This window comes from Muribaculum sp. NM65_B17, from assembly GCF_004793735.1.
Classification (GTDB): Bacteria; Bacteroidota; Bacteroidia; order Bacteroidales; family Muribaculaceae; genus Muribaculum; species Muribaculum gordoncarteri.
On sequence record NZ_SRYY01000013.1, the window covers coordinates 16,427 to 39,635 of the forward strand.

The 23,209-nt window shown below is 49.9% G+C and carries 21 protein-coding genes; 10 read left to right on the forward strand and 11 right to left on the reverse strand.

Translation table 11 applies throughout. From position 1 onward, the window contains the following. Window positions 1-88: 88 nt before the first annotated feature. Window positions 89-1,087: an alpha/beta hydrolase gene (locus tag E5354_RS12875; protein WP_135947717.1), complete on the forward strand. Its 999-nt coding sequence runs from the start codon at window positions 89-91 to the stop codon at window positions 1,085-1,087. On the opposite strand, the gene E5354_RS12880 is transcribed toward E5354_RS12875, so the two are convergent. Genes E5354_RS12880 through yihA form a run of 3 tightly spaced genes read right to left on the reverse strand, consistent with a single transcriptional unit; the run spans window position 1,084 to window position 4,792 of the window. Further along, on the reverse strand, window positions 1,084-1,941 hold the full coding sequence (locus E5354_RS12880; protein ID WP_123396901.1) for a hypothetical protein: 858 nt from the start codon (window positions 1,939-1,941) through the stop codon (window positions 1,084-1,086). The genes E5354_RS12875 and E5354_RS12880 overlap by 4 nt on opposite strands. Continuing rightward, window positions 1,922-4,126: a RelA/SpoT family protein gene (locus E5354_RS12885; protein ID WP_123396902.1), complete on the reverse strand. Its 2,205-nt coding sequence runs from the start codon at window positions 4,124-4,126 to the stop codon at window positions 1,922-1,924. Before E5354_RS12885 ends, E5354_RS12880 begins: the two co-directional genes overlap by 20 nt. Before the next feature lie 57 nt (window positions 4,127-4,183). Then, entirely contained in the window at window positions 4,184-4,792 is a 609-nt protein-coding gene (yihA, locus tag E5354_RS12890; RefSeq protein WP_135947718.1) for a ribosome biogenesis GTP-binding protein YihA/YsxC, read from the reverse strand. Window positions 4,793-4,879: 87 nt separating this feature from the next. On the opposite strand from yihA, the gene E5354_RS12895 reads away from it, so the two are divergent. The 5 genes from E5354_RS12895 (at window position 4,880) to E5354_RS12915 (ending at window position 11,386) form a co-directional block, all read left to right on the forward strand. Next, on the forward strand, window positions 4,880-5,596 hold the full coding sequence (locus E5354_RS12895) for a tRNA1(Val) (adenine(37)-N6)-methyltransferase (protein ID WP_168353910.1): 717 nt from the start codon (window positions 4,880-4,882) through the stop codon (window positions 5,594-5,596). A 168-nt stretch (window positions 5,597-5,764) separates the two neighbouring features. Further along, window positions 5,765-6,331, forward strand: coding sequence for an HdeD family acid-resistance protein (locus E5354_RS12900; RefSeq protein ID WP_123396905.1), 567 nt, complete (start codon window positions 5,765-5,767; stop codon window positions 6,329-6,331). A 250-nt stretch (window positions 6,332-6,581) separates the two neighbouring features. After that, a complete protein-coding gene (locus tag E5354_RS12905) occupies window positions 6,582-7,616 on the forward strand; it encodes a hypothetical protein (RefSeq protein WP_135947720.1) in 1,035 nt (344 codons plus the stop codon). 45 nt (window positions 7,617-7,661) lie between these two features. After that, window positions 7,662-9,308 (forward strand): OmpP1/FadL family transporter, encoded by a 1,647-nt coding sequence (locus E5354_RS12910; protein ID WP_135947721.1) that lies wholly within the window; start codon window positions 7,662-7,664, stop codon window positions 9,306-9,308. Window positions 9,309-9,358: 50 nt separating this feature from the next. Further along, a complete protein-coding gene (locus tag E5354_RS12915) occupies window positions 9,359-11,386 on the forward strand; it encodes an AAA family ATPase (RefSeq protein ID WP_135947722.1) in 2,028 nt (675 codons plus the stop codon). A 4-nt stretch (window positions 11,387-11,390) separates the two neighbouring features. Here E5354_RS12915 and purT read toward each other — a convergent pair whose 3' ends face one another. From purT to rsmG, 7 genes are all read right to left on the reverse strand, one after another. Then, window positions 11,391-12,581, reverse strand: a complete 1,191-nt coding sequence (gene purT, locus E5354_RS12920) for a formate-dependent phosphoribosylglycinamide formyltransferase (protein ID WP_135947723.1) — start codon at window positions 12,579-12,581, stop codon at window positions 11,391-11,393. 96 nt (window positions 12,582-12,677) lie between these two features. Then, a complete protein-coding gene (locus tag E5354_RS12925) occupies window positions 12,678-13,451 on the reverse strand; it encodes a prephenate dehydrogenase (protein WP_123396910.1) in 774 nt (257 codons plus the stop codon). Window positions 13,452-13,457: 6 nt separating this feature from the next. Then, window positions 13,458-14,537, reverse strand: coding sequence for a bifunctional 3-deoxy-7-phosphoheptulonate synthase/chorismate mutase type II (locus E5354_RS12930; protein ID WP_135947724.1), 1,080 nt, complete (start codon window positions 14,535-14,537; stop codon window positions 13,458-13,460). Between the two features lie 14 nt (window positions 14,538-14,551). Then, entirely contained in the window at window positions 14,552-15,739 is a 1,188-nt protein-coding gene (locus E5354_RS12935; RefSeq protein ID WP_123396912.1) for a pyridoxal phosphate-dependent aminotransferase, read from the reverse strand. Then, window positions 15,729-16,577 (reverse strand): prephenate dehydratase, encoded by an 849-nt coding sequence (locus E5354_RS12940; protein ID WP_123397016.1) that lies wholly within the window; start codon window positions 16,575-16,577, stop codon window positions 15,729-15,731. The genes E5354_RS12935 and E5354_RS12940 overlap by 11 nt, the downstream gene beginning before the upstream one ends. Before the next feature lie 312 nt (window positions 16,578-16,889). Continuing rightward, window positions 16,890-17,531 (reverse strand): MBL fold metallo-hydrolase, encoded by a 642-nt coding sequence (locus E5354_RS12945; protein WP_123396913.1) that lies wholly within the window; start codon window positions 17,529-17,531, stop codon window positions 16,890-16,892. A 15-nt stretch (window positions 17,532-17,546) separates the two neighbouring features. Beyond that, a complete protein-coding gene (gene rsmG / locus E5354_RS12950; RefSeq protein WP_135947730.1) occupies window positions 17,547-18,164 on the reverse strand; it encodes a 16S rRNA (guanine(527)-N(7))-methyltransferase RsmG in 618 nt (205 codons plus the stop codon). Between the two features lie 207 nt (window positions 18,165-18,371). Here rsmG and E5354_RS12955 point away from each other — a divergent pair, with 207 nt between their 5' ends. From E5354_RS12955 to lpxA, 4 genes are all read left to right on the forward strand, one after another. Beyond that, window positions 18,372-19,214, forward strand: coding sequence for a S1 RNA-binding domain-containing protein (locus E5354_RS12955; RefSeq protein WP_135947725.1), 843 nt, complete (start codon window positions 18,372-18,374; stop codon window positions 19,212-19,214). A 123-nt stretch (window positions 19,215-19,337) separates the two neighbouring features. Beyond that, on the forward strand, window positions 19,338-20,369 hold the full coding sequence (lpxD, locus tag E5354_RS12960) for a UDP-3-O-(3-hydroxymyristoyl)glucosamine N-acyltransferase (protein WP_135947726.1): 1,032 nt from the start codon (window positions 19,338-19,340) through the stop codon (window positions 20,367-20,369). A gap of 21 nt (window positions 20,370-20,390) precedes the next feature. Further along, complete coding sequence (locus E5354_RS12965) at window positions 20,391-21,773, forward strand: bifunctional UDP-3-O-[3-hydroxymyristoyl] N-acetylglucosamine deacetylase/3-hydroxyacyl-ACP dehydratase (protein ID WP_135947727.1); 1,383 nt, start codon at window positions 20,391-20,393, stop codon at window positions 21,771-21,773. Window positions 21,774-21,795: 22 nt separating this feature from the next. After that, window positions 21,796-22,572 (forward strand): acyl-ACP--UDP-N-acetylglucosamine O-acyltransferase, encoded by a 777-nt coding sequence (gene lpxA, locus E5354_RS12970; protein WP_123396917.1) that lies wholly within the window; start codon window positions 21,796-21,798, stop codon window positions 22,570-22,572. Between the two features lie 85 nt (window positions 22,573-22,657). Here the strand turns inward: lpxA and E5354_RS12975 are convergent, their stop codons facing one another. After that, the gene (locus tag E5354_RS12975; RefSeq protein WP_123396918.1) at window positions 22,658-23,092 is read right to left on the reverse strand and encodes a DUF695 domain-containing protein; all 435 of its coding nucleotides are present in this window, start codon (window positions 23,090-23,092) and stop codon (window positions 22,658-22,660) included. Window positions 23,093-23,209: the final 117 nt, after the last annotated feature.

The window sequence follows — 23,209 nt, forward strand, 5'->3', positions numbered from 1 at the left end:
AAGGGTCTTCTCAGCAAGGCCCTTTTTCATTTTTAAGATGAACAGTGTGACAATGCTTCTCGTTATGTTAAAAAAGCGGATTACAGTTATGAAAAGGTCTTTGATGTTTCTGTCGGGCGCGGCTCTTACATTGTCCTCGTTGGCTCAATGGCGGCCCGATGTGCTCGGCGACGGATATGAAATGCGTTATGTTGACCATCCCGATGACTACAGCGGTCAGGTAAGGTCGACCATTATACGTAAGTTGTCGTCGTGCGGTGGCAACAAGGGCGTACTCTATGTACACGGCTTCAACGACTATTTCTTCCAGTCTGAGATGGGCGACCGTTTTGTCGATTCATGTTATAACTTCTATGCCGTGGATCTGCGCAAATACGGCCGTTCGCTCCTTCCGGGACAGAAACCGTTTCAAGTGCGTGACATGAAGGAGTACTTTGCCGACATAGATTCGGCTATAGCCCAAATGAAGGACGACGGTATCGACGAGATAATATTGATGGGTCACTCTACGGGAGGATTGACGACATCGCTCTACATGGCCTCCAATCCCGATTCCGACATAAGAGCGTTGATTCTCAACAGTCCGTTTCTGGATTGGAACCTGTCATCGTTTCAGGAGAAGTTTCTTGTCCCGGCAGTGTCGACAATCGGCAATGCATTTCCCGACATAAGGATACCGCAGGGCGGGTCGAGCAAATATGCCGAAAGTGTGCTGAAACAGTACGGCGGCGAATGGGATTTCAACACCCAATGGAAGTTCATCGTGTCGCCTGATGTGGATGCCGGGTGGATCAGGGCAATCGACATGGGGCAGGGGATGCTTCAAAACGGCGAGGACATAAAGATTCCTATACTGCTCATGCACTCCGACCGCTCCTATAAGAAGGGCGATGACGACACGCAGTATGCCGTTACCGATGCTGTGCTCGATGTCGACGATATATCAAAGTATGGCCGTCGGCTCGGATGGGATATAACCGAAATCAAAGTCAACGGTGGAATGCACGACCTCGTTCTGTCGAAGAAGAACGTGCGTGAGGCTTTGTACGACTACATATTCAAGTGGCTCGACAGGCAAGGACTTTAGTCCTTGTCGTCGGCAGCCGGCTCCTGAGTGGTTCGTGCTATCTGGTCACGTGCCACTTGCAGTTGTCGGTCAAGAAAATCACGCTTTAAATTAAGCTTGCGGTTCTCGGTCAATACATTTGCCATTTCGTAGGTCTGCTCGATTGATTTTCGGTCGAGCTTTGACAGCGGAGTGGAGTAGGATTTCGCGCCGTTGAATATAAGTGTAGTGGCGGCTCCCCGGTTGTCGGTGAGGAATTGGCCGAGAGTGTCGCACTCAGCTCCTACAAATGTTATCATCTCGGTGCCGCCCGAGCGGTAATTGCGGTCGCCGTCGTAATCCACTGTGGCGGTGCTTACCTCTCCGGCCTGATTTTTAAGCGACAGCGATGTGTGCTTTACCGGCTTGGCGTTAAGCGAGGAGATTATGTAAAATTCGCCTTCGGGAGTGATGCGGGCTTCAACACCGGTGCGGTTAAACAGCGAGGAGTTGGCATACTCTTTGATTACGTAGTAGCCCTCGACGAGCTCGGGATTGTTTACAAACGAGAAATAGTTCATCATCGAGTCGCGGCGATGGCTGCTTGCTGCGAGCATGCTGTCGGTTATCTCGATTTGTCGTATGGTTTGTCCTTCGATGGCTTTCGGACGCAGATTCATGGCTCCGCGCTGAACCTTTATTTCACGTGGATAGCGTGACTTCAACGTGTCAAGCAGCGTCACGGCGAGGTCGTAGTCGCCTGCCGTTATGGCTGAATCGGCCTGATTCACTATCGCTTCGGCGCGTTCAGTGTCGGTATTCTTTCCTCCGCATGAAAAAAGTAACATTGCCATTGCCACTCCCAGGAGTGTGCGTTTATTTGCTACGTTGTACATCTTTTACTCCTTTTACTGTTTTTAGTTTCTTTATCAGGTTGTTTAATGCTACGGTGTCATTGACTCCGACCACGAGGAATCCTTGGAAAATTCCGTCGTTGGAGTCGATTGATATGCTGCGCAGTGATGTGTCACGCTCCTTGTTGATTATCGAGGTGATGCTCGTGACTATGCCGAGGTCGTCGTTCCCGACAATGCGTAACGTTGCGCCGAACTGCTGTCCGAGTTTGCCCGACCACCTTGTTGTGATGAGTCGGTAGGGATATTTCTCGCGTATGTTTGTCGCATTGGGACAATCATGACGATGAATCTTGATGACTCCTTCAGCCGATATGAATCCGAACACATCGTCACCGTATATCGGGTTGCAGCACTTTGACAGGCGGTAGTTGATGCCCTTTATGTCGTCGCCGATAACGAGCACATCGGATGATGTGGAATCATCATCAGCCGCAGTCATGAGTTGGAACTCCTCGGCTGAGCGTATTTCGGCCGCATCGGGAATCTTCTTGTCAAGGCCCTCGTACTCGGTTATCACATTGTTTATGTCGAGGCTCTCATCGGCGATTGCGTCATAGAAGTCGGTTACTGTCTTGTAGCCGAGTTTCTTTATAACCTTCATCAGGCTCGACTCGTTGAGCTCTATCTTGCGGTTCTTGAAGCGTCGTTCGAGCAGCTCCTTGCCGAGTGTGGCCGAGCGATTGTTCATTTCATGAACAGTCTGGCGTATCTTGTTACGAGCCTTTGATGTGACGACAAATGCAAGCCAGTCGAGCTTGGGTGCCTGTGCCGTTGAGGTGAGTATCTCTACGGTGTCGCCGCTCTTAAGCTTGTAGTTTAGCTTCTGGTTCTTACCGTTGACTTTGCCTCCGGTACATGTCATTCCGAGCTTTGAGTGGATGTGGAATGCGAAGTCGAGAAGTGACGCTCCCAACGGCAGCTTGTAGAGGTCGCCTTTGGGTGTGAACACGAACACCTCCTTGTCGTAGATGTCCATCTTCATGTTCTTCATCAACTCCATGGGGCCGGTTTCGGCGGCTTCAAGGATGTCACGCACGTTGTTCATCCATGTGTCGAGGTCGCCTTCGCTCTTTATGCCCTTGTATTTCCAGTGGGCGGCGAGTCCCTTTTCGGCTATGAGGTCCATGCGCTTGGTGCGTATCTGCACTTCGACCCAGCGGTCGCCGGGGCCGTACACCGTTATGTGCAGCGACTCGTAGCCGTTGCTCTTGGGTATGCTCAGCCAGTCCTTCATGCGTGACGGATTGGGCTGATACATGTCGGTGATTACCGAGTAGGCGAGCCAACAGTCGCTCTTCTCCTTTTCGGTCGTAGTGTCGATGATTATGCGTATCGCAAAGAGGTCGTATATATGGTCGATGTCGTTCTTCTGCTTTTTGAGCTTGTTCCATATCGAATATATCGACTTTGTGCGGCCTTTTATCTCATATTTGAGCCCTGTCGCGTCGAGCTTTTCTCGGATGGGCTTTATGAATTCGGCTATGTACTGGTCACGCTTTACCTTCGTTTCGTTAAGCTTGTGGGCTATGTCGGTGTAGGTCTTGCGGTTGGTGTATTTCAGCGACAGATCCTCGAGTTCCGACTTTATTGCATAGAGTCCGAGTCGATGGGCGAGAGGCGCATAGAGGTAATTGGACTCGTAGGCGACATCGTGTACCATCTTCTCGTTGGGATGGTGGTTGATTGTGCGCATAAGGGCAAGTCGGTCGACAATCATTATTATGATGACGCGAATGTCTTCGGCAAATGTCAGCAGAAGCTTTCGGAAGTTGTCGCTTTCAACAGCTGCCTGCTTGCTGTAGAGTGTCGACACTTTCAGCAGTCCGCGTATGAGTTTTGCTATGTCGTCGCCCCATTCCTTGACAAGCTCTTCGGTGGGGATGAACTCGGTTTTGCACAGGTTGAACAGCAATATGGCTATTATCATGTTGCGGTCGGGACTTATTTTATCACACAGCAACATGGCGGTGTTCAGGTTGTGTATTGTTGGGTTTATTCCGTAACGGTCGCGTCGGTAGTGGTTCTGCTTTATGCCGTCGGAAATAATGTGTCGTATGCGTTTGAAGTCGTCACGCTCCTGAATTTCGCGAGTATGGGCCAGCAGCTGCCGGCTCAAGGCGAGCATCTCTTTTTTCTCTTCGGGTGTAAAGTACTTTTCTTCCATAGCTCATCAGGTTTTTATTGGCCGCCTGCAATCCTCTATTGATAGGGCGAGGCGGCGTTATTCGCATTCGAGTGGCAGCTTATTAAGTTCCTCGATGTAGTCAAGCAGCTCGTTGCGTCCGCGCATGTCGGCGCTTGAGGTGTAGAATATCGGTGGCAGTGATTCCCAGCTTTCGAGCAATGTGTTGCGATATTTCTCGGTCTGCTTTTTGGCAGCCGCCGAGCTGAGCTTGTCGAGCTTCGTGAATACGATGGCAAAAGGCACCGAGTTTTCACCGAGCCACTCCATGAATTCGAGGTCGATTTTCTGCGGATCGTGACGGCTGTCGACAAGTACGAAGAGGCAGGTCATCTGCTGTCGCTCAAGGATGTAGTCCTCGATTATCTTCTTTATCTGACGCTGCATCTCCTTGCTGCGCTGTGCATATCCGTAACCGGGAAGGTCGACGATATACCATTGGTCATTTATGAGAAAGTGGTTGATTAATGTCGTCTTACCGGGTTTGGATGAAGTCATGGCGAGCGACTTGCGACCGGTGAGCATGTTTATCAATGATGATTTGCCTACATTGGAGCGGCCTATGAACGCATATTCATGGCGACATACTGCCGGGCATTTTGCAACATCGGTGTTGCTTATCTCAAATTTGGCCGAGGTGATATTCATATATATTATTTATTTAGCGTAAAGTTACAACTTTTTATGTTAATACAACCGATGTGCCGCACTTTATGTTTAACTTTGTTGTCGGTTATGGCAAATGTGAATAGGGAACATGTGTTTCGCTTCAAGCAGTTTGAGGTGCGCAACCGCATGAGCGCGATGAAGGTGGGAACCGACGGCGTGCTCCTCGGTGCATGGTGTCATGTGGCAGTGTGTCGCAGGGTGCTCGACATAGGAGCCGGCACGGGACTTATATCGCTTATGATCGCTCAACGCGAGCCGGATGCTTTTATCGATGCGGTTGAAATAGAGCGTGACGCCGCGGCCGAGGCTCGCGACAATTTTGATTCATCGCCGTGGAGCGACAGGTTACGTGTGATTGAGGCCGACTTCAATCGATGGGCGGCAGGAATTGACGCTCCCTACGATCTGATTGTGAGCAATCCCCCTTATTTTAATTCGGAACTTAAGGCTCCCGATGCGTCACGTGCGCTTGCCCGTCACGGCGAGGGACTTACTTACGACTCTATAGTTAAAGCAGCGGCCTCGGGGCTGTTGTCGCCCGAGGGCAGGCTGTGCATGATATCGCCTGTGGAGCGTGAGGGTGACATAATGTTCAGTGCGGCGATGGCGAGAATGTCGTTAGCCCGGCTGACCCGTGTAGTTACGCGACCGTCGACCGGGAAGGTCACGCGGTTGCTGTGGGAGCTGTCGCTTGGCGATGCCGTGATAGTCGAGGATGTAGTTACGGTGGGCTCGCCTGATTACAACGACCTTGTTTCGGCCTTTTATCTTGATAAATCATAACATCGCTATAGCGTTATTGGCAGGTAGTTGTGACATCATTATATTTTCTCGTTAATACGTTAGAGCCGTTAACATTTATTGTCGAACCGGCTCTTATGTAAAATTCAAACAAATTAACGAAGAGTGTTGTTATATGAATAAAAATATCAACTAAAATTTATTGATGTTATGAATCTCTCAAAATTTAATTTGGTTGGCTACTCTAAGAGCTGGTGGCTCATACTGATAGCCGGTATCGTGATGGTACTATGCGGGTTTGCTTATTGGTTTTGGCCGGGAGCCGGCTATGCAATAGCGTCACAGATTTTCGGCTGGGTTCTTATCCTTGCCGGTGTAATTCAACTTATCGTAGCTGCAGGACCTCATTATCCCAAGGGATGGGGATGGTGGATTGCCGGTGGCATGATTGACTTGTTTGTGGGCTTTATGCTTGTTCGCAACATCATGTTGTCAGAATTCGTATTCCCGTATTTCCTTGCCTTGATATTCATCTATTGGGGTATTACTACGATTATCAGCTCGGTAAGCGGACACAAGGGTAAATATTGGTGGCTCTATCTTGTCAACGGTATCCTGTTGCTTCTCATCGGATTCTTCTTCCTTGAAGCAGGTTGGGTACAGAACATGATGATGGTTAGCTTCCTCACTTCTCTTGCATTCATTTACTGGGGATTCTCACTGTGCATGCTGTCCTACGATTTGAAGCCAATTTCCGATGGAAACGGTGACGAATAATCGAGGAATCATGTAGAAAAATATATCGCATGGCGGACATCGGCGCATGCCGATGCCCGCCATAGATTGTTAAATATTCTTAGCCGGGTATAAGTAGACGAGGGATATTATTGCACAAAAGCAGGGAATACGCTACCTTTATGTGTCCTTGGATTAAACTATCGGTCACTTTTTTAGTCCAAGATAATGAAAGATTTTGAAAAACAACTAATTATTGAATCTTATGAAAGCAAAAAAGGTATTGTTATTAATGGCACTTTTAACCGGAGGAGCTTTTGTTGCTTCGGCTCAGAGTTACTATGATGATGACATCTACTATGACGCATCAAAGGATACAAAGCCCAAGCAGGTAAAGCCCAAGAAGCAGCAGCCTGTATACGAGGACTATTATTACCAGAATAATTATGATCCCACATTGGGCGGACACAACATGCCCGGCTCCGATGCGTATAAGGTGAGCGGAACATCGACCCGCAGCGTCGATGAGTACAATCGCCGTGGCCAGTATGCAACTAATGACACCACCCGTCAATCGATGAGTAAGGACGGATTTGAATACACACGACGCATTGAGCGTTTCCACAATGACGACATTGTGTCGACAATCAATGACCCTGAACTCGTTGATTACTACTATTCACAGCCCGAGGTGAACATTATCATAAATTCACCCGGATATTGGGGCCCGTCATGGGCTTGGAACCGTTGGTACTCGCCTTGGTACTGGGATCCCTGGGATTGGGGCTGGGGCCCGTCGTGGGCTTGGGGTCCGTCCTGGTCCTGGTCATGGGGCTGGGGTCCTTCATGGGCTTGGGGCCCGTCGTGGGGCTGGGGTCCGTCATGGGGCTGGGGTGGTCCCGGTTGGGGTCCCTCGTGGGGCTGGGGCGGTCCTGTCGCCTGGCACCGTGGAGATTATACTCCCAATGGTCGTCGCCCGATAGGTGTGCGCAACGGTTACACCGGATTGAGCCATGTCACTTCGGGTTCATCGGGCAATTATCGTCCCGGTACATCCAATAATCGTGGCAACGGTTTCCGTCCCGGTTCAGTGGGCAACTATCGTCCCGGTCAGTCGTCACACACAAATTCTCGTCCTGCAATTACGCCTAATCAACAGAATAACAGCAATTCTAACCGTTTTGGCACTACTACAGGCAATCGTAATACCCGTAATTCGTACTCTACTCCGTCTTATTCCAGCCCGAGCCGCGGTTCATTCGGCGGTGGTTCGCGTGGTGGAAGTGTAGGCGGCGGTGGTGGCAGTCATCGCGGAGGACGTCGTTAACGGTTATAGAACTTAAAATTATTTTCAACTCATTATTAGAGAATTATGAAGAAGCTTTATGCATTAGCAGTGGCCGGCGTTCTGCCGGCTATGGCGATGGCTCAGGCCGCCGTCGATGCTTATCAACTGTCGCATTCCGATTTGAGGGGAACGGCACGATTCATGTCGATGAGCGGAGCATTCACCGCTCTTGGTGGTGACATGTCGACGCTTAACCAGAATCCTGCCGGTATAGGCATATATCGCAGTAGCGAGATAGGGCTTACGCTTAATCTTAATTTTCAGTCGGCTACCACCGAAGCTCAGGGAGTCAAGATGACTGATGACCACACTAAGTTTACATTCAATAACTTCGGATATATCGGTACCACACATCTTTATAGTGATGTGATGCCTACCTTCTCATGGGGAGCCACTTATTCACGCACCGTTTCGATGGATCGCGTGTATCGCGGCGGATTCGGCTCGCTTGATGCCTCGTTGAGTAACTTGGTGGCCGCAGCTACCAACAGCGAGGGCTGGAATTCCGATGACCTGTCGAGCAGCAAGGATTACAATCCCTATGTCGACAGTTATGCTCCCTGGCTGAGCATCCTTTCTTATCAGGGATTCGTGATAAATCCCGATGCGAGCGGAAACAACTTCCAAGGATTGATGGGTGACGGCACAACCGGCAGTGCATCCTACGCCGTAAGGCAGAAGGGTTACATCGACGAGTATGCCATAAACTTTGGAGGTAACATTTACAATACGCTGTATTGGGGTCTTGGTTTCGGTATAACCGACATCGACTTCACCCAGATAAGCTACTATGACGAAAACCTCGATAATGCATACATAGCAGCGCAGGCGGCCAACGCTACAAACGGTGCCGACCCCTACTATCAGACACGAGGCAAGGGATACTATCGCCTTGACAACTATCTGAACTCTACCGGTACAGGATTCAATGTGAAGTTCGGATTGATATTCAAGCCCATCAATGAGTTGCGTATAGGATTCGCCGTACACACTCCCACATGGTATCAGATGACCGATACCTACTATGCAACGATGGACTACCGATACACTCCGAGCGACAGCCGTTTTGCCGAGAACGCATCGACAAGCAAGGACTATCCGATGACCAATGACGGATATGAGAGCTGGAACGACTATGACATGCGCACACCGTGGCGTATGATGGTGGGTGTTGCTGGTGTCATCGGCGGTCAGGGTATTCTCAGTCTTGACTATGAATACCGAGGAACCCAGACAATGAAACTTTCGGATGTCGATGGAAATGAATACACCGATGTCACTTCCGATGTAAAGCGTTACTACAAGGGTACCAACATCCTTCGTCTTGGCGCCGAGTACAGGGTGACTCCGCAATTCAGCCTTCGTGCCGGCTACAGCTACGAGTCGTCGCCTGTTAAGGAAGAGGCTTCGTCGGGCCGTGAGGCAGTGTGGACCGCCGGAACAATTCCGAGCTACACATTTGACAAGACCACCCAGTACATCACTTGCGGTCTTGGATTCCGCACCGGAGGATTCTATGCCGACCTTGCCTACGTTCACAAGCGTCGCGAAAGCTCCTACCACGCATTCTCTCCGCTCATCGAGAACGGTGTAATTCTTGAAACTTCACCCACAGCATCGCTTGTCGACAATAACAATCAAGTTGTGCTGAGTATAGGATACAAGTTCTAAAAATATTTCATTAACTTTGCACTCAAGGGTGCCACCCTTGATTTTTAGCAATGGCACGGAAGAAAAATTACATAGAGAAGATAGACATTGACAACGCTGAGTTTCAGAATGTGTGGAAACTCGTGCAGTTCACCCGTCAGTCGGTTTTCATGACAGGAAAGGCCGGAACGGGTAAGTCGACATTCCTTAAATATATATGCAACAATACCCGTAAAAAGCATGTAGTGCTTGCTCCTACCGGAATTGCGGCTGTCAATGTGGGAGGTGTCACGCTTCATTCATTTTTCAAGATTCCGTTCAAGCCGCTGCTGCCCGACGACCCGGAGTTTGCGCGCAATCGGCTTAAGTCACGCATGAAGTATTCCAAGAGTTATCAGAAACTGCTCAAGGAGCTTGAACTGATAATAATCGATGAGATATCGATGGTGAGAGCCGACATAATAGATTTCATCGACAAGGTGCTGCGTGTGTATTCCGACAATCCCCGTGAGCCGTTTGGCGGCAAGCAACTACTGCTCGTAGGTGACATATTTCAGCTCGAACCGGTGGTGACGGGCGACATGCGTGACCTGCTCGGGCGTTACTACAGTCATCCCTATTTCTTCTGTGCTAAAGCTTTCGATGAACTGAATGTCGTGTCGGTGGAGTTACGTAAAATCTACAGGCAGAACGATGATGAGTTCATAGCTATTCTCGATCGGATAAGGCTTGGCCGTGCATCGACCGATGACATGAAGCTGCTGAATTCACGCATAATTCCCGCATCGCATGACGATGACGGCCGCATGGTGATGACGCTCGCGACCAAGCGTGACATGGTCGACTCGATAAACGATGAACGCCTGCGACATCTCAAGACACCCGAGATAACATATCAGGGTACGATAACAGGCGAATTTCCCGAAAACTCGCTGCCTACCTCGATGGCGTTGACATTGAAGGTGGGTGCGCAGATTGTGTTTATCAAGAACGACATTGACCGGCGATGGGTCAACGGCACTCTTGGACGAATATACATGGCCGATGAGGACACGCTCATGGTGGAGCTTGAATCGGGTGAAAAGCATGTGCTCGATCCTGCCGTTTGGCGCAACATAAAGTATGAATATGACGAGAAAAACCACAAGGTAATAGAGAAAGAGCTTGGCTCGTTCATACAGTATCCGGTGAAGCTTGCGTGGGCGCTTACGATACACAAGAGCCAGGGACTGACATTCAACGATGTGGTGATCGACATTGGTCGCGGCACATTCAGCGGTGGTCAGGCTTATGTGGCGTTAAGCCGATGTCGCAGCCTTGGCGGACTGTCGCTGTTGAGCACAATCAACCAGCGTGATGTCTTCGTCAACCCCGAAATTATTACATTCAGCCGGTCGTTCAACGACAAGAAGCTTATCGACTCGGCTCTTGAACGCGCCAAGGCCGACGACCTATATTCGCAGGCGCTTGATGCCATTGAACGTGACGATGCCGCTTCGGCATTCGAGCTGTTTATAAGCGCGATGAGGCTGCGCAACGAAATTGACAACACGGTGCTGATGCGCTTTGCACGCATGAAGCTTTCGCGACTCAGCCGCTACAGGTCGATGGTTGCTGATTTGCAGCAACAGGTTAATGACGACAAAGAGAAGTTTGAGAAACTGGCGTTGGAATATGTGTCAATGGGCGATGAATGTAGGCGTGAAGGATTTGACCCGACTCCCGCCCTGGCCAATTACGACAAGGCGTTGTCGTTATATCCCGATTGTGCGGAGGCTATGTGGGGCAAGGGACGCATGTATGTCGCGGTAGGTAACGATGAAGAGGCTATTCCCTGGTTCAAGCGAGTTTATGAGCTGTGTCCCGATGAATTCGATACTCCGATGTCGCTCGGTGAAATATATAGGCGTGCCGGAAATCTGTCGGAGGCCATGAACTGGTTTCTCATAGCATTGTCAATCAACGATGAAATAGCAGAGGTGCATGAGCGCCTTGCCGACTTATACGAGTCGATAGGAGAAGAGAACGCAGCTTCCCACCATAATGAAATGGCTAAGAAGCTGCGTAAGAAGTTTAAAGGCCGACGGCCTAAGTCGTAATATATTAACGCGGCAGTACGTTGACCTTTAGCGCATTATAGGCGCGTTCGGCTTTTGCTCGTGCTGCCTCTACCGACTCGTCGGTTGCGAGGATTACACCCATGCGGCGATGTCCCTTCACTTCGGGCTTGCCGAATATGCGTATCTGTACACCCGGTTCGGCGAGTACCTGTTCGAGATTTTCAAATTCCACCTTGTCGGTGTCGCCTTCAACAACGATGGCACGTGACGCTGAAGGGCCGTAGAAACGAATTGCAGGCACGGGAAGACCGAGAAGGGCACGTGCATGAAGTCCGAATTCGCTCAAATCCTGTGAAATCATTGTGACCATACCGGTGTCATGGGGACGGGGCGACACTTCGCTGAATATTACATCGTCGCCCTTGATGAAGAGCTCTACACCGAAAATTCCATAGCCTCCCAGGGCATCGGTTATCTTTCGGGCTATCTCTCTTGCGCGGTTGAGTGCGTTGGAGGTCATGGGCTGAGGTTGCCATGAGTAACGGTAGTCGCCGTCGACCTGAATGTGACCTACGGGCTCGCAATAGGTTGTTCCCGAGCAGCTGCGCACAGTCAGCAGTGTTATTTCGTAGTCGAAATCGACAAATCCTTCCACGATTACGCGGCCGGCACCTGCGCGTCCGCCTTCCTGCGATATATGCCATGAGCGCTCAATGTCCTCGGGCTTGCGTGCTACGCTCTGTCCGTGACCCGATGAGCTCATGATCGGCTTTATGACGCATGGCAGTCCTATCTCCTCGACAGCCGCCTTGAATTCCTCGAATGTGGATGCGAATTTATAGCGTGAGGTGGGAAGTCCGAGCTCCTCGGCTGCAAGACGACGAATGCCTTCGCGGTTCATTGTAAGCCATGCGGCCTGAGCCGTAGGCGTTACATGGTATCCCTCGGCTTCGAGTTCGCGCAATGCTCCGGTAGCAATGGCCTCGACCTCGGGGATGATGTGGTCGGGTTTTTCGCGCTTAACGACGGCTTTAAGTTCATCGGCATCGAGCATGTTGAACACATAGCTGCGATGAGCCACCTGCATGGCCGGAGCGTTGGCGTAACGGTCGCAAGCAATCACCTCCACGCCGTAACGCTGTAGTTCCAGAGCAACTTCTTTTCCTAATTCTCCACTGCCCAGCAGTAACGCTTTGCGTCCTACCGGCGTCATAACTGAACCTATTTTAGTCATATATGAAATAATGATGTAACAAGAGATGTGTAATGCACAAAATTACATTATGCAAAATTATACAAAATTCATAAAACGAGCCCCAAGTGACGCGATTTATTTCAGATTGTTGCGCACCTCTTCAAGATAGTGCTTCATTGCCTCGGAGTCATGATTCTCGACGATTACCTGCAGTTGGCTCAGCTTGGCCTGTATTTTTTCAAGCTGACCCGATGTGTGCGGGTTAAAGAGAATTTCGCTGAGCAGATAGTCGTCCTCGCTCATTAGCCCGTTGGCAATCATCAGGTGACGCTTGAATGTCGTGCCCGGAGCATCCTGGTGTTTCATGCAGCCGGCAAACACAAGTGTCGAGGCAAACGGTATAGAAAGCGAGTAGGCTATCGTTTCGTCATGCTGACTGAAGGTGTACTCCTCGATGTGCAGGTGCAACTCATTGTAAAGATCCTTAAAAAACACCTTGCCGAGATGGTCGCTTTCAGCAATTATTATGGCGTTTTCGTTGCTGAGGTTGCTGAGCGATGCAAATGTGGGGCCAAACATCGGGTGGGTCGATACAAAAGGATGTCCGCAGTTGGCATAGAACTCCGGCAGCCCCGTCTTTACCGATGCGATGTCGCTGAGTATGCACTTCTCGGGCAGATGTGGAAGTACCTTGTTGAATGCATCTATGGTGTATTTTACGGTGGCGGCGTTTATCACGAGGTCGGGCGCAAATTCGTCAATCTCCTCAAGGTTGTTGAACCGACGGCAGTTGAATGTGAACAGGAGTCGCTTGGGGTCGGTGTCATAGATGGCAATGTCATGCTTCATCGACAATACATCGCAGAAGAACGAACCCATTTTCCCCGCTCCGATAATCAAAATCTTCATGTCGTGTTATTTTGTGCGGTCGTTGAACACTTCTATCTGCTGGCGCACCGACTCCTCGTGGATTGCGGCGAGCACCGTCTTCATGAATTCTCCGCTCATGCCCATCTCTTCGGCAAGCTTTGCGCGTGTCTGCATTATGTGGTCGTGACGGCCTATTTGCAATACCGGCATTCTATGCTCCTTCTTGTATTGTCCTATTTCGCGTGACACTCTCATGCGCTTGTTGAGAACTTCGAGAAGCTCATTGTCGAGTTCATCGATTTGCTGACGCAGAAGGGTTAGGCTTTCGGTCGTCACTGTGGAATCGCGGAGCACGAGAGTGTTAAGTATGAAATTCAACACATCGGGTGTTACCTGCTGGGCTTTATCGCTCCATGCGCAGTCGGGTTCGCAATGGCTTTCAATTATAAGTCCGTCAAATCCCATGTCGAGTGCCTGCTGCGACAACGGAGCTACAAGTTCGCGCTTTCCGCCTATGTGGCTGGGATCGCATATTATGGGCAGGTTAGGCATGCGGCGGCGCAGCTCGATGGGAATGTGCCATTGGGGCAGGTTGCGGTAAAGATGTTTTCCGTAGGAGCTGAATCCGCGATGTATTGCGCCCAGTCGGCGTATGCCTGCATTGTAGATGCGCTGTAACGCTCCTATCCACAGTTCAAGGTCGGGGTTTACGGGATTCTTTATAAGTACCGGTATGTCTATTTTTGCGGCGGCGAGAGAGTCGGCTATCTCCTGCATTGCGAAGGGGTTGGCCGATGTGCGGGCTCCTATCCACAGGATGTCGACACCTGCATTCAATGCTGCTTCGACATGCTGACGGGTCGCCACTTCGGTAGCGGTCAACATTCCTGTTTCGGCCTTTACCCTTTTGAGCCATTCAAGACCCTCCACGCCTATACCTTCAAAGCCTCCGGGCTTGGTGCGCGGTTTCCATATACCGGCACGGAATATCTTGATGCCGTTACGAGCCAGCTCGCGGGCGGTGTTCATTACTTGTTCCTCGGTTTCGGCGCTGCACGGACCTGCTATTATCAGCGGGTGGGGCATCTCTATTCCTTCGGGAAGGATGGGCTTTAAATCATTCATAAGTTATGTAGTGTTTATTGTTTGTTATTCATTTTGTTGATACGGTCAAGCGCCTTGCGCATATTGTCCTCGGTGGCGCACAATGATATGCGTATGTATCGGTCGCCGTTGCTTCCGAATATGAATCCAGGAGTGATGAATACGCGGCCTTCGTAGAGCACTCGGTCGGCGAGCGACTCGCTGGAGGCTTCGTCGTCGGGGATGCGTCCCCACAGGAACAATCCTTTCTGGCGCGGGTCGAATGTGCATTTGAGCGCCGACATTATCTCTTCGGCAACCTTGCGGCGTGACGCGTAGGTGGCATTCACCTCGTCATACCAATCCTTGTCGGCTTCCAGTCCCTTGACAGCGGCCAGCATGAGCGGCTTGAACTGTCCCGAGTCGATGTTGGACTTCACTTTTAATATCCAGTTGATGAATGTGGGATTGGAGGCAAGCATGCCTACGCGCCATCCGGCCATGTTGTGTGACTTGCTCATCGAGTTCATCTCTATGGCTATGTCACGCGCTCCGTCGACCTGCAGCAGGCTCAACGGCTTTTCGTTGAGGATGAAGCTGTAGGGGTTGTCATGGGCTATGACTATGTTGTGCTTTTTGCCGAAAGCTACAATCTTCTCAAAGAGCTCAAGCGATGCCGGAGTTCCGGTGGGCATGTGTGGGTAGTTGATCCACATGAGCTTGATACGGTCGAGGGGCAGGCGTTCAAGAGCGTCGAAATCGGGCATCCATCCGCCCTCTTCGGTGAGGTCGTAGTTGAATATCTCGGCCTGTGCGAGTCGGCTTACCGAAGTATAGGTGGGGTAGCCGGGATTGGGCACGAGCACGCCGTCGCCGGGGTTCAGGAAAGCGAGCGAAACGTGAAGTATTCCCTCCTTGGAGCCTATGAGCGGCTGAATCTCGGTGTCGGGGTTTAGCGTCACGCCATACCAACGGTTATACCAGTCGGCCATTGCCCGACGCAGTTGCGGGATACCTACATAGGGCTGGTAGCTGTGGTTGCCGGGCTTGGCGGCTTCGTCGGCAAGTGTAGATATTACCGAGCTGTGGGGCGGACGGTCGGGACCACCGATTCCGAGCGATATGATGTCGGCGCCCTGAGCGTTAAGTTGTGCCACTTCACGCAGTCGGCGTGAGAAGTAATATTCTTGTATCTCCGACACTCGTTTGGCCGGAACGATTTGTGTTGTTGATTCAGATTTCATTTTTACATTCGGTATATTCTCCAAGAATACGGAGGTCGTTGATTAACGGTTTGATTGCTTCGATTGACTGTCGGTAGCGGGCATAACTGTCAAAAGTGAAGTCGGCGTAGAATCGGTATTCCCATTCGCGCCCGAGTATGGGCATCGACTGTATCTTTGACAGATTTATGTCGTAGAACGACAGGATGGTGAGCACTTTTGATAACGCTCCTTTGGTGTGGGGAGTCGTGAATACGATCGAGGCCTTGTTTATCTTGCTTTCGTCGGGGCCTATTTCGGCAGCGAGGAGCGGGTCGGCGAGAATAAGGAAGCGGGTGAAGTTGCGCTTGTTGGTTTCGATGCTCCGCTCAAGGATGTTGAGCCCATAGAGCTGTGCGGCATATTCACCGCACACGGCCGCATGTCCGAGCAGATTGTTTTCGGCAATCTCCTTTGCGCTTCCTGCGGTATCAAACTTCTCAATCATCTTCATGTTTGGGTGACGCAGTAGAAACTGCTCACACTGTCGCAATGCCATGGGGTGAGAGTTGACTTCGGTGAGCTGGTCGATCGACTGTCCCGGCAGCGCTGCAAGAGTGTGCGATATCCTCATCTTGTATTCGCCTATGATGCGGGTCTGGTTCTTGCGCAACAATTCGTGATTTTGCAGCAGCGATCCCGCTATGGTGTTCTCGATGGCCAGGATGGCCAGCAATGAAGCATCGGTTGCGAGGTGATCAAACATCTCCTGAAATGAGTCGCAGGGTATTGTTTCGATTTCCTCGTTGCTGAAATAGCTGCGGGCGGCCGCATCGTGATAGCATCCCGCCACTCCTTGAATTGTTACTCGTTTTTTCATTGTTTCATTCAGTGTCATTATAAAACCAAAGTCCCGACCTTGTTAAAGGAGCGGGACTTACGGTGATGTCTTAAAGATGATTTATTGAGCAATTTTACGCGCGCCTCATCCCGCTTCAATTTCTTGCGAAATAAAAGTAAGAAAAGTAATATGCGTAAAATCGTGTCATTTGTTTCTGCTTTAGTTATAATTGCGATGCAAAAGTATGGTAAAAGTTTTAAACTTGCAACAAATTTCTTGAAAAGTTCAACAATTATTTGCGAAAAATGCTTCGTGACGCATAATGAGGCGATTTTATTGTCGAACCGGCTCTTAAACAAACGGATTGTGGCGCTCTTCGCGGTCTATCGTAGTGGGATCGCCGTGTCCCGGATACACGATGGTGTCGCCGGGGAGGGTGAGAACCTTGTTGCGTATGCCGTCAATCAACTGATGGTGATTGCCGCCTACGAGGTCGGTGCGGCCGATGCTCGACTTGAATATGACATCGCCGGTTATGGCCCATTTGGATTGTGGGAAATAGAGGACTATGCTGCCGGGTGAGTGACCGGGCACACCGAGCACTTCCACCTTCTCTCCGCCTATCTCTATCGTGTCTCCGTGCTGAAGCTTGTGGTCGATCGTTACCATGGATATGCTTTCGGGCAGGCCGAACATGCGACATTGTGCTGCGGCACGTTCTCCGAGGAATGAGTCGTCGGGGCATGCCTTAACATCGACTCCATATTTATTTTTGACATATATGTCACCGAATATGTGGTCGACATGCATGTGAGTGTTTATGAGCTGCTTTACGGTAAGGTTGTTGTTTTTGATGAAGCGGTCGAGTGCAAGCTGCTCATCCTCGTTTATCATGCCCGGGTCGATTATTGCGGCCTCACGGGTGTCGGGATTCCACACTATATAGGTGTTGACCCCAAACATGTTGAATGTAAAAGTCTTGATTTTCAACATGGTAATTTTGATTTGTTAGATTTGGACATAAATTAGTTTTTTCGTTTCAAAGAACGGCTCATCGAAGTAACGGTTAAGCGGCTCTTCGATTACGGGATTCTTTATCCCGTGAAGTTCGCTCGACAAGTCACCGCCCTTCAGGCATATCAGTCCGTTGGGGTAGGCGTTGCGCGATGTGCGGCTCACATTCTTCTTGATTAGCGGCAGCAGCTCGTCGAGCCTCATCACGGCACGGCTCACCACGAAGTCGTAGGTGTTGCGGCATTCGCCTATGTCGCCGTGCTGGAATGTCACGTTGTCAAGTCCGATTTGCTGAGCTATGTCCTGCGCTACTTTTATCTTTTTACCTATGCGGTCAATCAGGTGAAGCTTGCATTCGGGCCACATTATGGCGAGAGGGATTCCCGGAAATCCGCCACCGGTGCCCATGTCGAGGAATGTAGTGCCCGTGACCGGATTGATAAACTTGGCTATCGCCAATGAGTGCAGGATGTGATTCACCCACAGGTTGTCGATGTCCTTGCGTGAAATGACATTGATTTTGGCATTCCACTCGGGATAGAGGTTGCCGATTTGTTCAAACTGTTGTTTCTGCTTGTCGGTGAGGGTGAAATATTTCAGAATCGTATCTATCATCTTGGTCGGGTTGAAATGTTATCTCTACGCAAAGATAACGTTTTTAAGTCTATCATGGATGATAACATGGCAAAAAATAGGCACGGTATTGTGATTGTCGACGCAAATGAGGCGGTTGCCGCCTGTGTCGCAGACGGTACTAAATATTGTAAATATGGCTGTTTTGTTTGCAATCATGGTTCAATCGTTGTAATTTTGTGAAATATGATTAAAATTGGAGATTACAACGAGCTTGAAGTGGCTCGAAAAGTCGATTTTGGAATCTATCTGACCGATGGTGACGGAACCGATATACTTTTGCCTCAACGATATGTACCGGGAAATCCCGATGTCGGCCAAAAGTTGAGGGCGTTTGTTTACGTGGACTCGGAAGGGAGGCTTATTGCTACTACCGAGGATCCTTATGTTACGGTAGGACAGTTTGCATTCCTTCGTGTCGTCGATGTCAATTCTACCGGAGCATTTCTCGACTGGGGGCTTCCGACCAAGCATCTGTTGTGTCCTTATCGCGAACAGAAGATGAAGATGTATCCCGGCCGTCGTTATCCTGTCTACGTGTATCTTGACGATTCGTCAAAGCGAATAGTGGCTTCGGCCCGCATAGAGCGTTTCCTTAATAATCGAATTCCCGACTATCGCTCGGGTGCCGAGGTGAAGGCACTTGTGCTGCAGCGCACTGACATAGGCTACAAGGTCATTGTCGACAATCTCTATAGCGGAATGATATATAACGGCGACATATATATCGACATAGCAATAGGCCAGACCATCGACGCGCGTGTGAAATACATTCGTCCCGACAGGAAAATCGACCTTACATTGCGCTCGCATGAGTATGACCGCGTGGCTACAGCCGAGCGTGCCATATTGCGCTATCTTGAGATGAACAACGGCTTTTCACCGATGGGCGACAGCTCTTCACCCGATGAAATAAGAGTAGTGTTCGGTTGCAGCAAGAAAGACTTCAAGAAGGCCATAGGCCAGCTTTACAAGCAAGGCAAAATAGCATTGACCGATGACGGGTTGAGGCTTATAGCCGATAAATGATTGAATTTGCCATCAATATAAGGCTTTATAAGGCAATTTTAAATCATATTTTAGCCTAAGTGTGAAAAATTTTGCGCAACTTTGCATATTAAAACTAAAATCGAACAGGTAAATATAGTAATAATGGAGTTTTCAGCTACTCAAATTGCTGCCTTGGTCAATGGCACTGTCGAAGGTGACGGCTCGGCAACAGTGAGCACGTTTGCCAAGATTGAAGAAGGCCGTCAGGGCGCAATTTCTTTTCTCGCCAACCCTAAATATGCACATTATCTATATGATACAGGTAGTTCGGTGGTGCTCATAGGTCGTGATTTCGTCCTTGAACATCCCGTTAAGGCTACATTGATAAGGGTCGACGACCCGTATGCTACCGTGGCTCAGTTGCTTGGCATGGTAAGCAAGCTCACCGCTCCGCAGCCTGTAGGCGTTGAGTCGCCTGTGCATGTGGCTGAGGGAGTAACAGTTCCCGATGACGCATACGTAGGCGCTTTTTCATATATAGGAAAGGGTGTTACGATAGGAAAAGGAGTTAAGATATATCCCCAATGCTATGTGGGCGACAACGCCGTCATAGGCGACAACACAGTCCTGTATCCCGGAGTCAAGGTGTACCACGGTTGCAAGATAGGCCGTAACTGTATATTGCACAGTGGAGTTGTGATAGGAGCCGACGGCTTCGGATTTGCTCCGGTCGACGGGGTTTACAACAAGATACCTCAAATTGGCAATGTCGAGATTGACGACGATGTTGAGATAGGCGCCAACACTACGGTCGACCGCGCAACTATGGGCAGCACCCGTATACACAAGGGTGTGAAACTCGACAATCTCATACAGATAGCCCACAACTGTGAAGTGGGCAGCAACACCGTCATGGCCTCGCAGGTTGGTGTGGCCGGATCTACAAAGATAGGTTCCGGTTGCATGGTTGGCGGTCAGGCCGGATTCTCGGGACACATACATGTAGGCGACAATGTTCAGGTAGGCCCCCAGTCGGGCGTGCCCAAGAGTGTAAAAAACGGCAGCCGCATTATGGGTTATCCGTCGACCGACTACAGCGACTTTGCCCGTCAGGTTGTGCATATAAAGAATCTCGGAAAGCTATATGAACGTGTAGCCGAGCTTGAGAAACAACTCAATCAATCGAAAAAATAATATTAATTCATACTCATAACAATGAAACAACGTACGCTCAAGGAATCATTTAAGGTTAATGGTAAGGGATTGCATACCGGCTTGATGATAGAGGCCACTTTCCTTCCCGCACCTGAGAACCACGGTTATAAATTTCAGCGTCTTGACATGGAGGGGCAACCCGTCATCGATGCACTTGCCGAGTATGTCACAGCCACAACTCGCGGCACCGTAATCAGTAAAGGCGACCTTCGCATAAGCACCATCGAGCATGCTCTGGCTGCTCTTTATGCTGCCGGCATCGACAACTGCCTCATCCAGCTGAACGCTCCCGAGCTTCCCATCCTTGACGGAAGTGCCAAGGTATATTGCGAAAAAATAATCGAAGCCGGAATAGAGGAGCAGAATGCCGACAAGGACTTCTACGTTGTAAAGCAGAAGATAGAGGTGCGCGACGACACTTCCGGTTCGTCGATAGTTGTGCTTCCCGACGATGAATTCAGCATCGACACGATGGTGTCTTTTGACTCTCCCGTGCTGACCAACCAATATGCTTCGCTTGACAAGCTTGATGACTTCTCGCGTGAAATAGGCGCAAGCCGCACATTTGTATTCGTACGCGAGGTTGAGCCACTTGTAAAGGGCAATCTCATCAAGGGCGGCGACCTCGACAACGCAATAGTGATCTACGATTCACCCATGCAGCAAGAGGAGCTCGACCGCCTTGCCGACCTTATGGGCGTTCCCCACAAGAATGTCACCGAGTTTGGCTATATAAACGACTTCCCCTTGCTGGCCGATAATGAACCAGCCCGTCACAAGCTTCTTGATGTACTGGGCGACATCGCACTCATCGGTCGTCCGATGCGCGGCAAGGTGATAGCCACCCGTCCCGGACATTCAATCAACACTACATTTGCCAAGAAGATACGCAAGGAGATCAAGCATCAGGAACTGCAGGCCCCGATATACAATCCGTCGGTAGAGCCGCTGATGGATGTTAACCGTATACGCGAGTTGCTTCCTCACCGCTATCCCTTCCTGCTTGTGGACAAAATCATCGATAAAGGCGACAACTACATCGTGGGCGTAAAGAATGTAACAGGCAATGAACCCTTCTTTGTGGGTCACTTCCCTCAGGAACCTGTGATGCCCGGTGTGCTTCAAGTCGAGGCGATGGCTCAGACCGGAGGACTGCTTGTGCTCAGCACCGTCGACGATCCCGAGAAGTATTCAACCTATTTCATGAAGATTGACAACGTGAAGTTCCGTAACAAGGTGGTTCCGGGCGACACTCTCATATTCCACGTTTCATTCATGACGCCCTTGCGCCGAGGCTGTGCAATCATGAAGGGCTATGCATTCGTGGGCGAGAAGATTGTTACCGAGTGTGAGTTCATGGCCCAAATTGTAAAGAATAAATAATCACATCATTATTATATTAGAAATGAAACAACCTTTAGCTTACGTACATCCTGCGGCCAAGATTGCTCCGAGCGTAGTCATAGACCCGTTTGTAACCATCGACCAAAATGTTGAAATCGGCGAGGGTACACGCATTGGAAGCAACGTGACCATAATGGAAGGTGCACGTATCGGCAAAAATTGCACGATATTTCCCGGTGCCGTTATTTCGGCAATACCTCAGGACCTTAAGTTCCGCGGCGAGGATACACTTGCCATAATCGGAGATAACACTACAATACGTGAATGCGTTACAGTGAATCGCGGAACGGCTGCACGCGGTAAGACAGTAGTAGGCAATAATTGCCTTCTCATGGCTTACTGTCACGTGGCTCATGACTGCATTGTCGGCGACAATGTAATCATGTCAAACGCCACCCAGCTTGCCGGCGAAGTGGTGGTCGACAATTTTGCCGTGATCGGTGGTGGAACACTTGTTCATCAGTTCTGTCACATAGGCCCGCATGTTATGATTCAGGGCGGTGCGCTCGTAAATAAGGACATTCCTCCTTACGTAAAGGCTGCACGCGAACCCATAGCCTATGCCGGAGTTAATTCGATAGGACTTCGTCGTCGTAACTTCTCCAACGAGCAGATTCGTGAAATTCAGGAGATATACCGCTATCTTTATCTCTCGGGTCTTAACGTGTCGGATGCCGTTGAGCGCATCGAGGCCGAGCTTCCCGCAACGAAGGAGCGTGACGAAATCATTCTGTTTGTGCGCAACTCCAAGCGCGGAATCATACGCGGATACGTATAATCGGAATATATTCTCGATAAATATAGCAGGGGCATCGCATTGTGTAGTGCGATGCCCCTGTAGTTTTTTATTGTCGAACCGGCTCTTAGCCTTCAAGTTCCGAGGCTTCCCTCATTTCGTCATATTCCTGCCAATCGGGATCGTTTTCAGTGTATATGTTGATTGGAAGCAGGTCGAAGTCGGCAAGAGCCTCGTTGATCTTCTTTTCAAAGATGTGTATTGAACGGGTATAGAATATCCAGTTGCGCTCGTCATCGCCCGTGTATATGCCGGTGAGTACCGCCACAGGGTCTTTGTCGAATGCCTTGGTCATGGCATCCTGCACCGCCTCCATCACCTTGGAGGTAGGGTAGTCGGGCATTCCTGTCGCATCGCCGGGATATTTCCATGTCACTTCAACACGAATGTTGTATTTGCCGCTGTTGCGCACTTCGTCGATGCCGCCACGGCCGGTCACTATTATCAGTCGCCCGTTTTCGCTTTCGGTGGGCGATGTCCACCATTCCGAACCTATTTTCATAATCGGTTGTTTTATACTCGCTCTTATTTTTCCCGAAATTAGCGAAATTACCTGAATATAGGCAATATTGTCCTAAACGTTTTGGGCAAAAATAAAAATAGGAAGTAGTTACTAAGG

Excerpts from the sequence above, each read along its gene's own strand:
- E5354_RS12875 (WP_135947717.1), top strand. The coding sequence starts at position 89 with ATGAAAAGGTCTTTGATGTTTCTGTCGGGCGCGGCTCTTACATTGTCC.
- E5354_RS12900 (WP_123396905.1), top strand. The coding sequence starts at position 5,765 with ATGAATCTCTCAAAATTTAATTTGGTTGGCTACTCTAAGAGCTGGTGG.
- E5354_RS12940 (WP_123397016.1), bottom strand. The coding sequence starts at position 16,577 with ATGAAAAAACGAGTAACAATTCAAGGAGTGGCGGGATGCTATCACGAT.
- lpxD (WP_135947726.1), top strand. The coding sequence starts at position 19,338 with ATGGAGTTTTCAGCTACTCAAATTGCTGCCTTGGTCAATGGCACTGTC.
- E5354_RS12925 (WP_123396910.1), bottom strand. The coding sequence starts at position 13,451 with ATGAAGATTTTGATTATCGGAGCGGGGAAAATGGGTTCGTTCTTCTGC.
- E5354_RS12965 (WP_135947727.1), top strand. The coding sequence starts at position 20,391 with ATGAAACAACGTACGCTCAAGGAATCATTTAAGGTTAATGGTAAGGGA.
- E5354_RS12930 (WP_135947724.1), bottom strand. The coding sequence starts at position 14,537 with ATGAATGATTTAAAGCCCATCCTTCCCGAAGGAATAGAGATGCCCCAC.
- E5354_RS12885 (WP_123396902.1), bottom strand. The coding sequence starts at position 4,126 with ATGGAAGAAAAGTACTTTACACCCGAAGAGAAAAAAGAGATGCTCGCC.
- E5354_RS12955 (WP_135947725.1), top strand. The coding sequence starts at position 18,372 with ATGATTAAAATTGGAGATTACAACGAGCTTGAAGTGGCTCGAAAAGTC.
- E5354_RS12910 (WP_135947721.1), top strand. The coding sequence starts at position 7,662 with ATGAAGAAGCTTTATGCATTAGCAGTGGCCGGCGTTCTGCCGGCTATG.
- E5354_RS12945 (WP_123396913.1), bottom strand. The coding sequence starts at position 17,531 with ATGTTGAAAATCAAGACTTTTACATTCAACATGTTTGGGGTCAACACC.
- E5354_RS12975 (WP_123396918.1), bottom strand. The coding sequence starts at position 23,092 with ATGAAAATAGGTTCGGAATGGTGGACATCGCCCACCGAAAGCGAAAAC.
- E5354_RS12915 (WP_135947722.1), top strand. The coding sequence starts at position 9,359 with ATGGCACGGAAGAAAAATTACATAGAGAAGATAGACATTGACAACGCT.
- E5354_RS12935 (WP_123396912.1), bottom strand. The coding sequence starts at position 15,739 with ATGAAATCTGAATCAACAACACAAATCGTTCCGGCCAAACGAGTGTCG.
- E5354_RS12905 (WP_135947720.1), top strand. The coding sequence starts at position 6,582 with ATGGCACTTTTAACCGGAGGAGCTTTTGTTGCTTCGGCTCAGAGTTAC.
- purT (WP_135947723.1), bottom strand. The coding sequence starts at position 12,581 with ATGACTAAAATAGGTTCAGTTATGACGCCGGTAGGACGCAAAGCGTTA.
- yihA (WP_135947718.1), bottom strand. The coding sequence starts at position 4,792 with ATGAATATCACCTCGGCCAAATTTGAGATAAGCAACACCGATGTTGCA.
- lpxA (WP_123396917.1), top strand. The coding sequence starts at position 21,796 with ATGAAACAACCTTTAGCTTACGTACATCCTGCGGCCAAGATTGCTCCG.
- E5354_RS12880 (WP_123396901.1), bottom strand. The coding sequence starts at position 1,941 with ATGTACAACGTAGCAAATAAACGCACACTCCTGGGAGTGGCAATGGCA.
- E5354_RS12895 (WP_168353910.1), top strand. The coding sequence starts at position 4,880 with ATGGCAAATGTGAATAGGGAACATGTGTTTCGCTTCAAGCAGTTTGAG.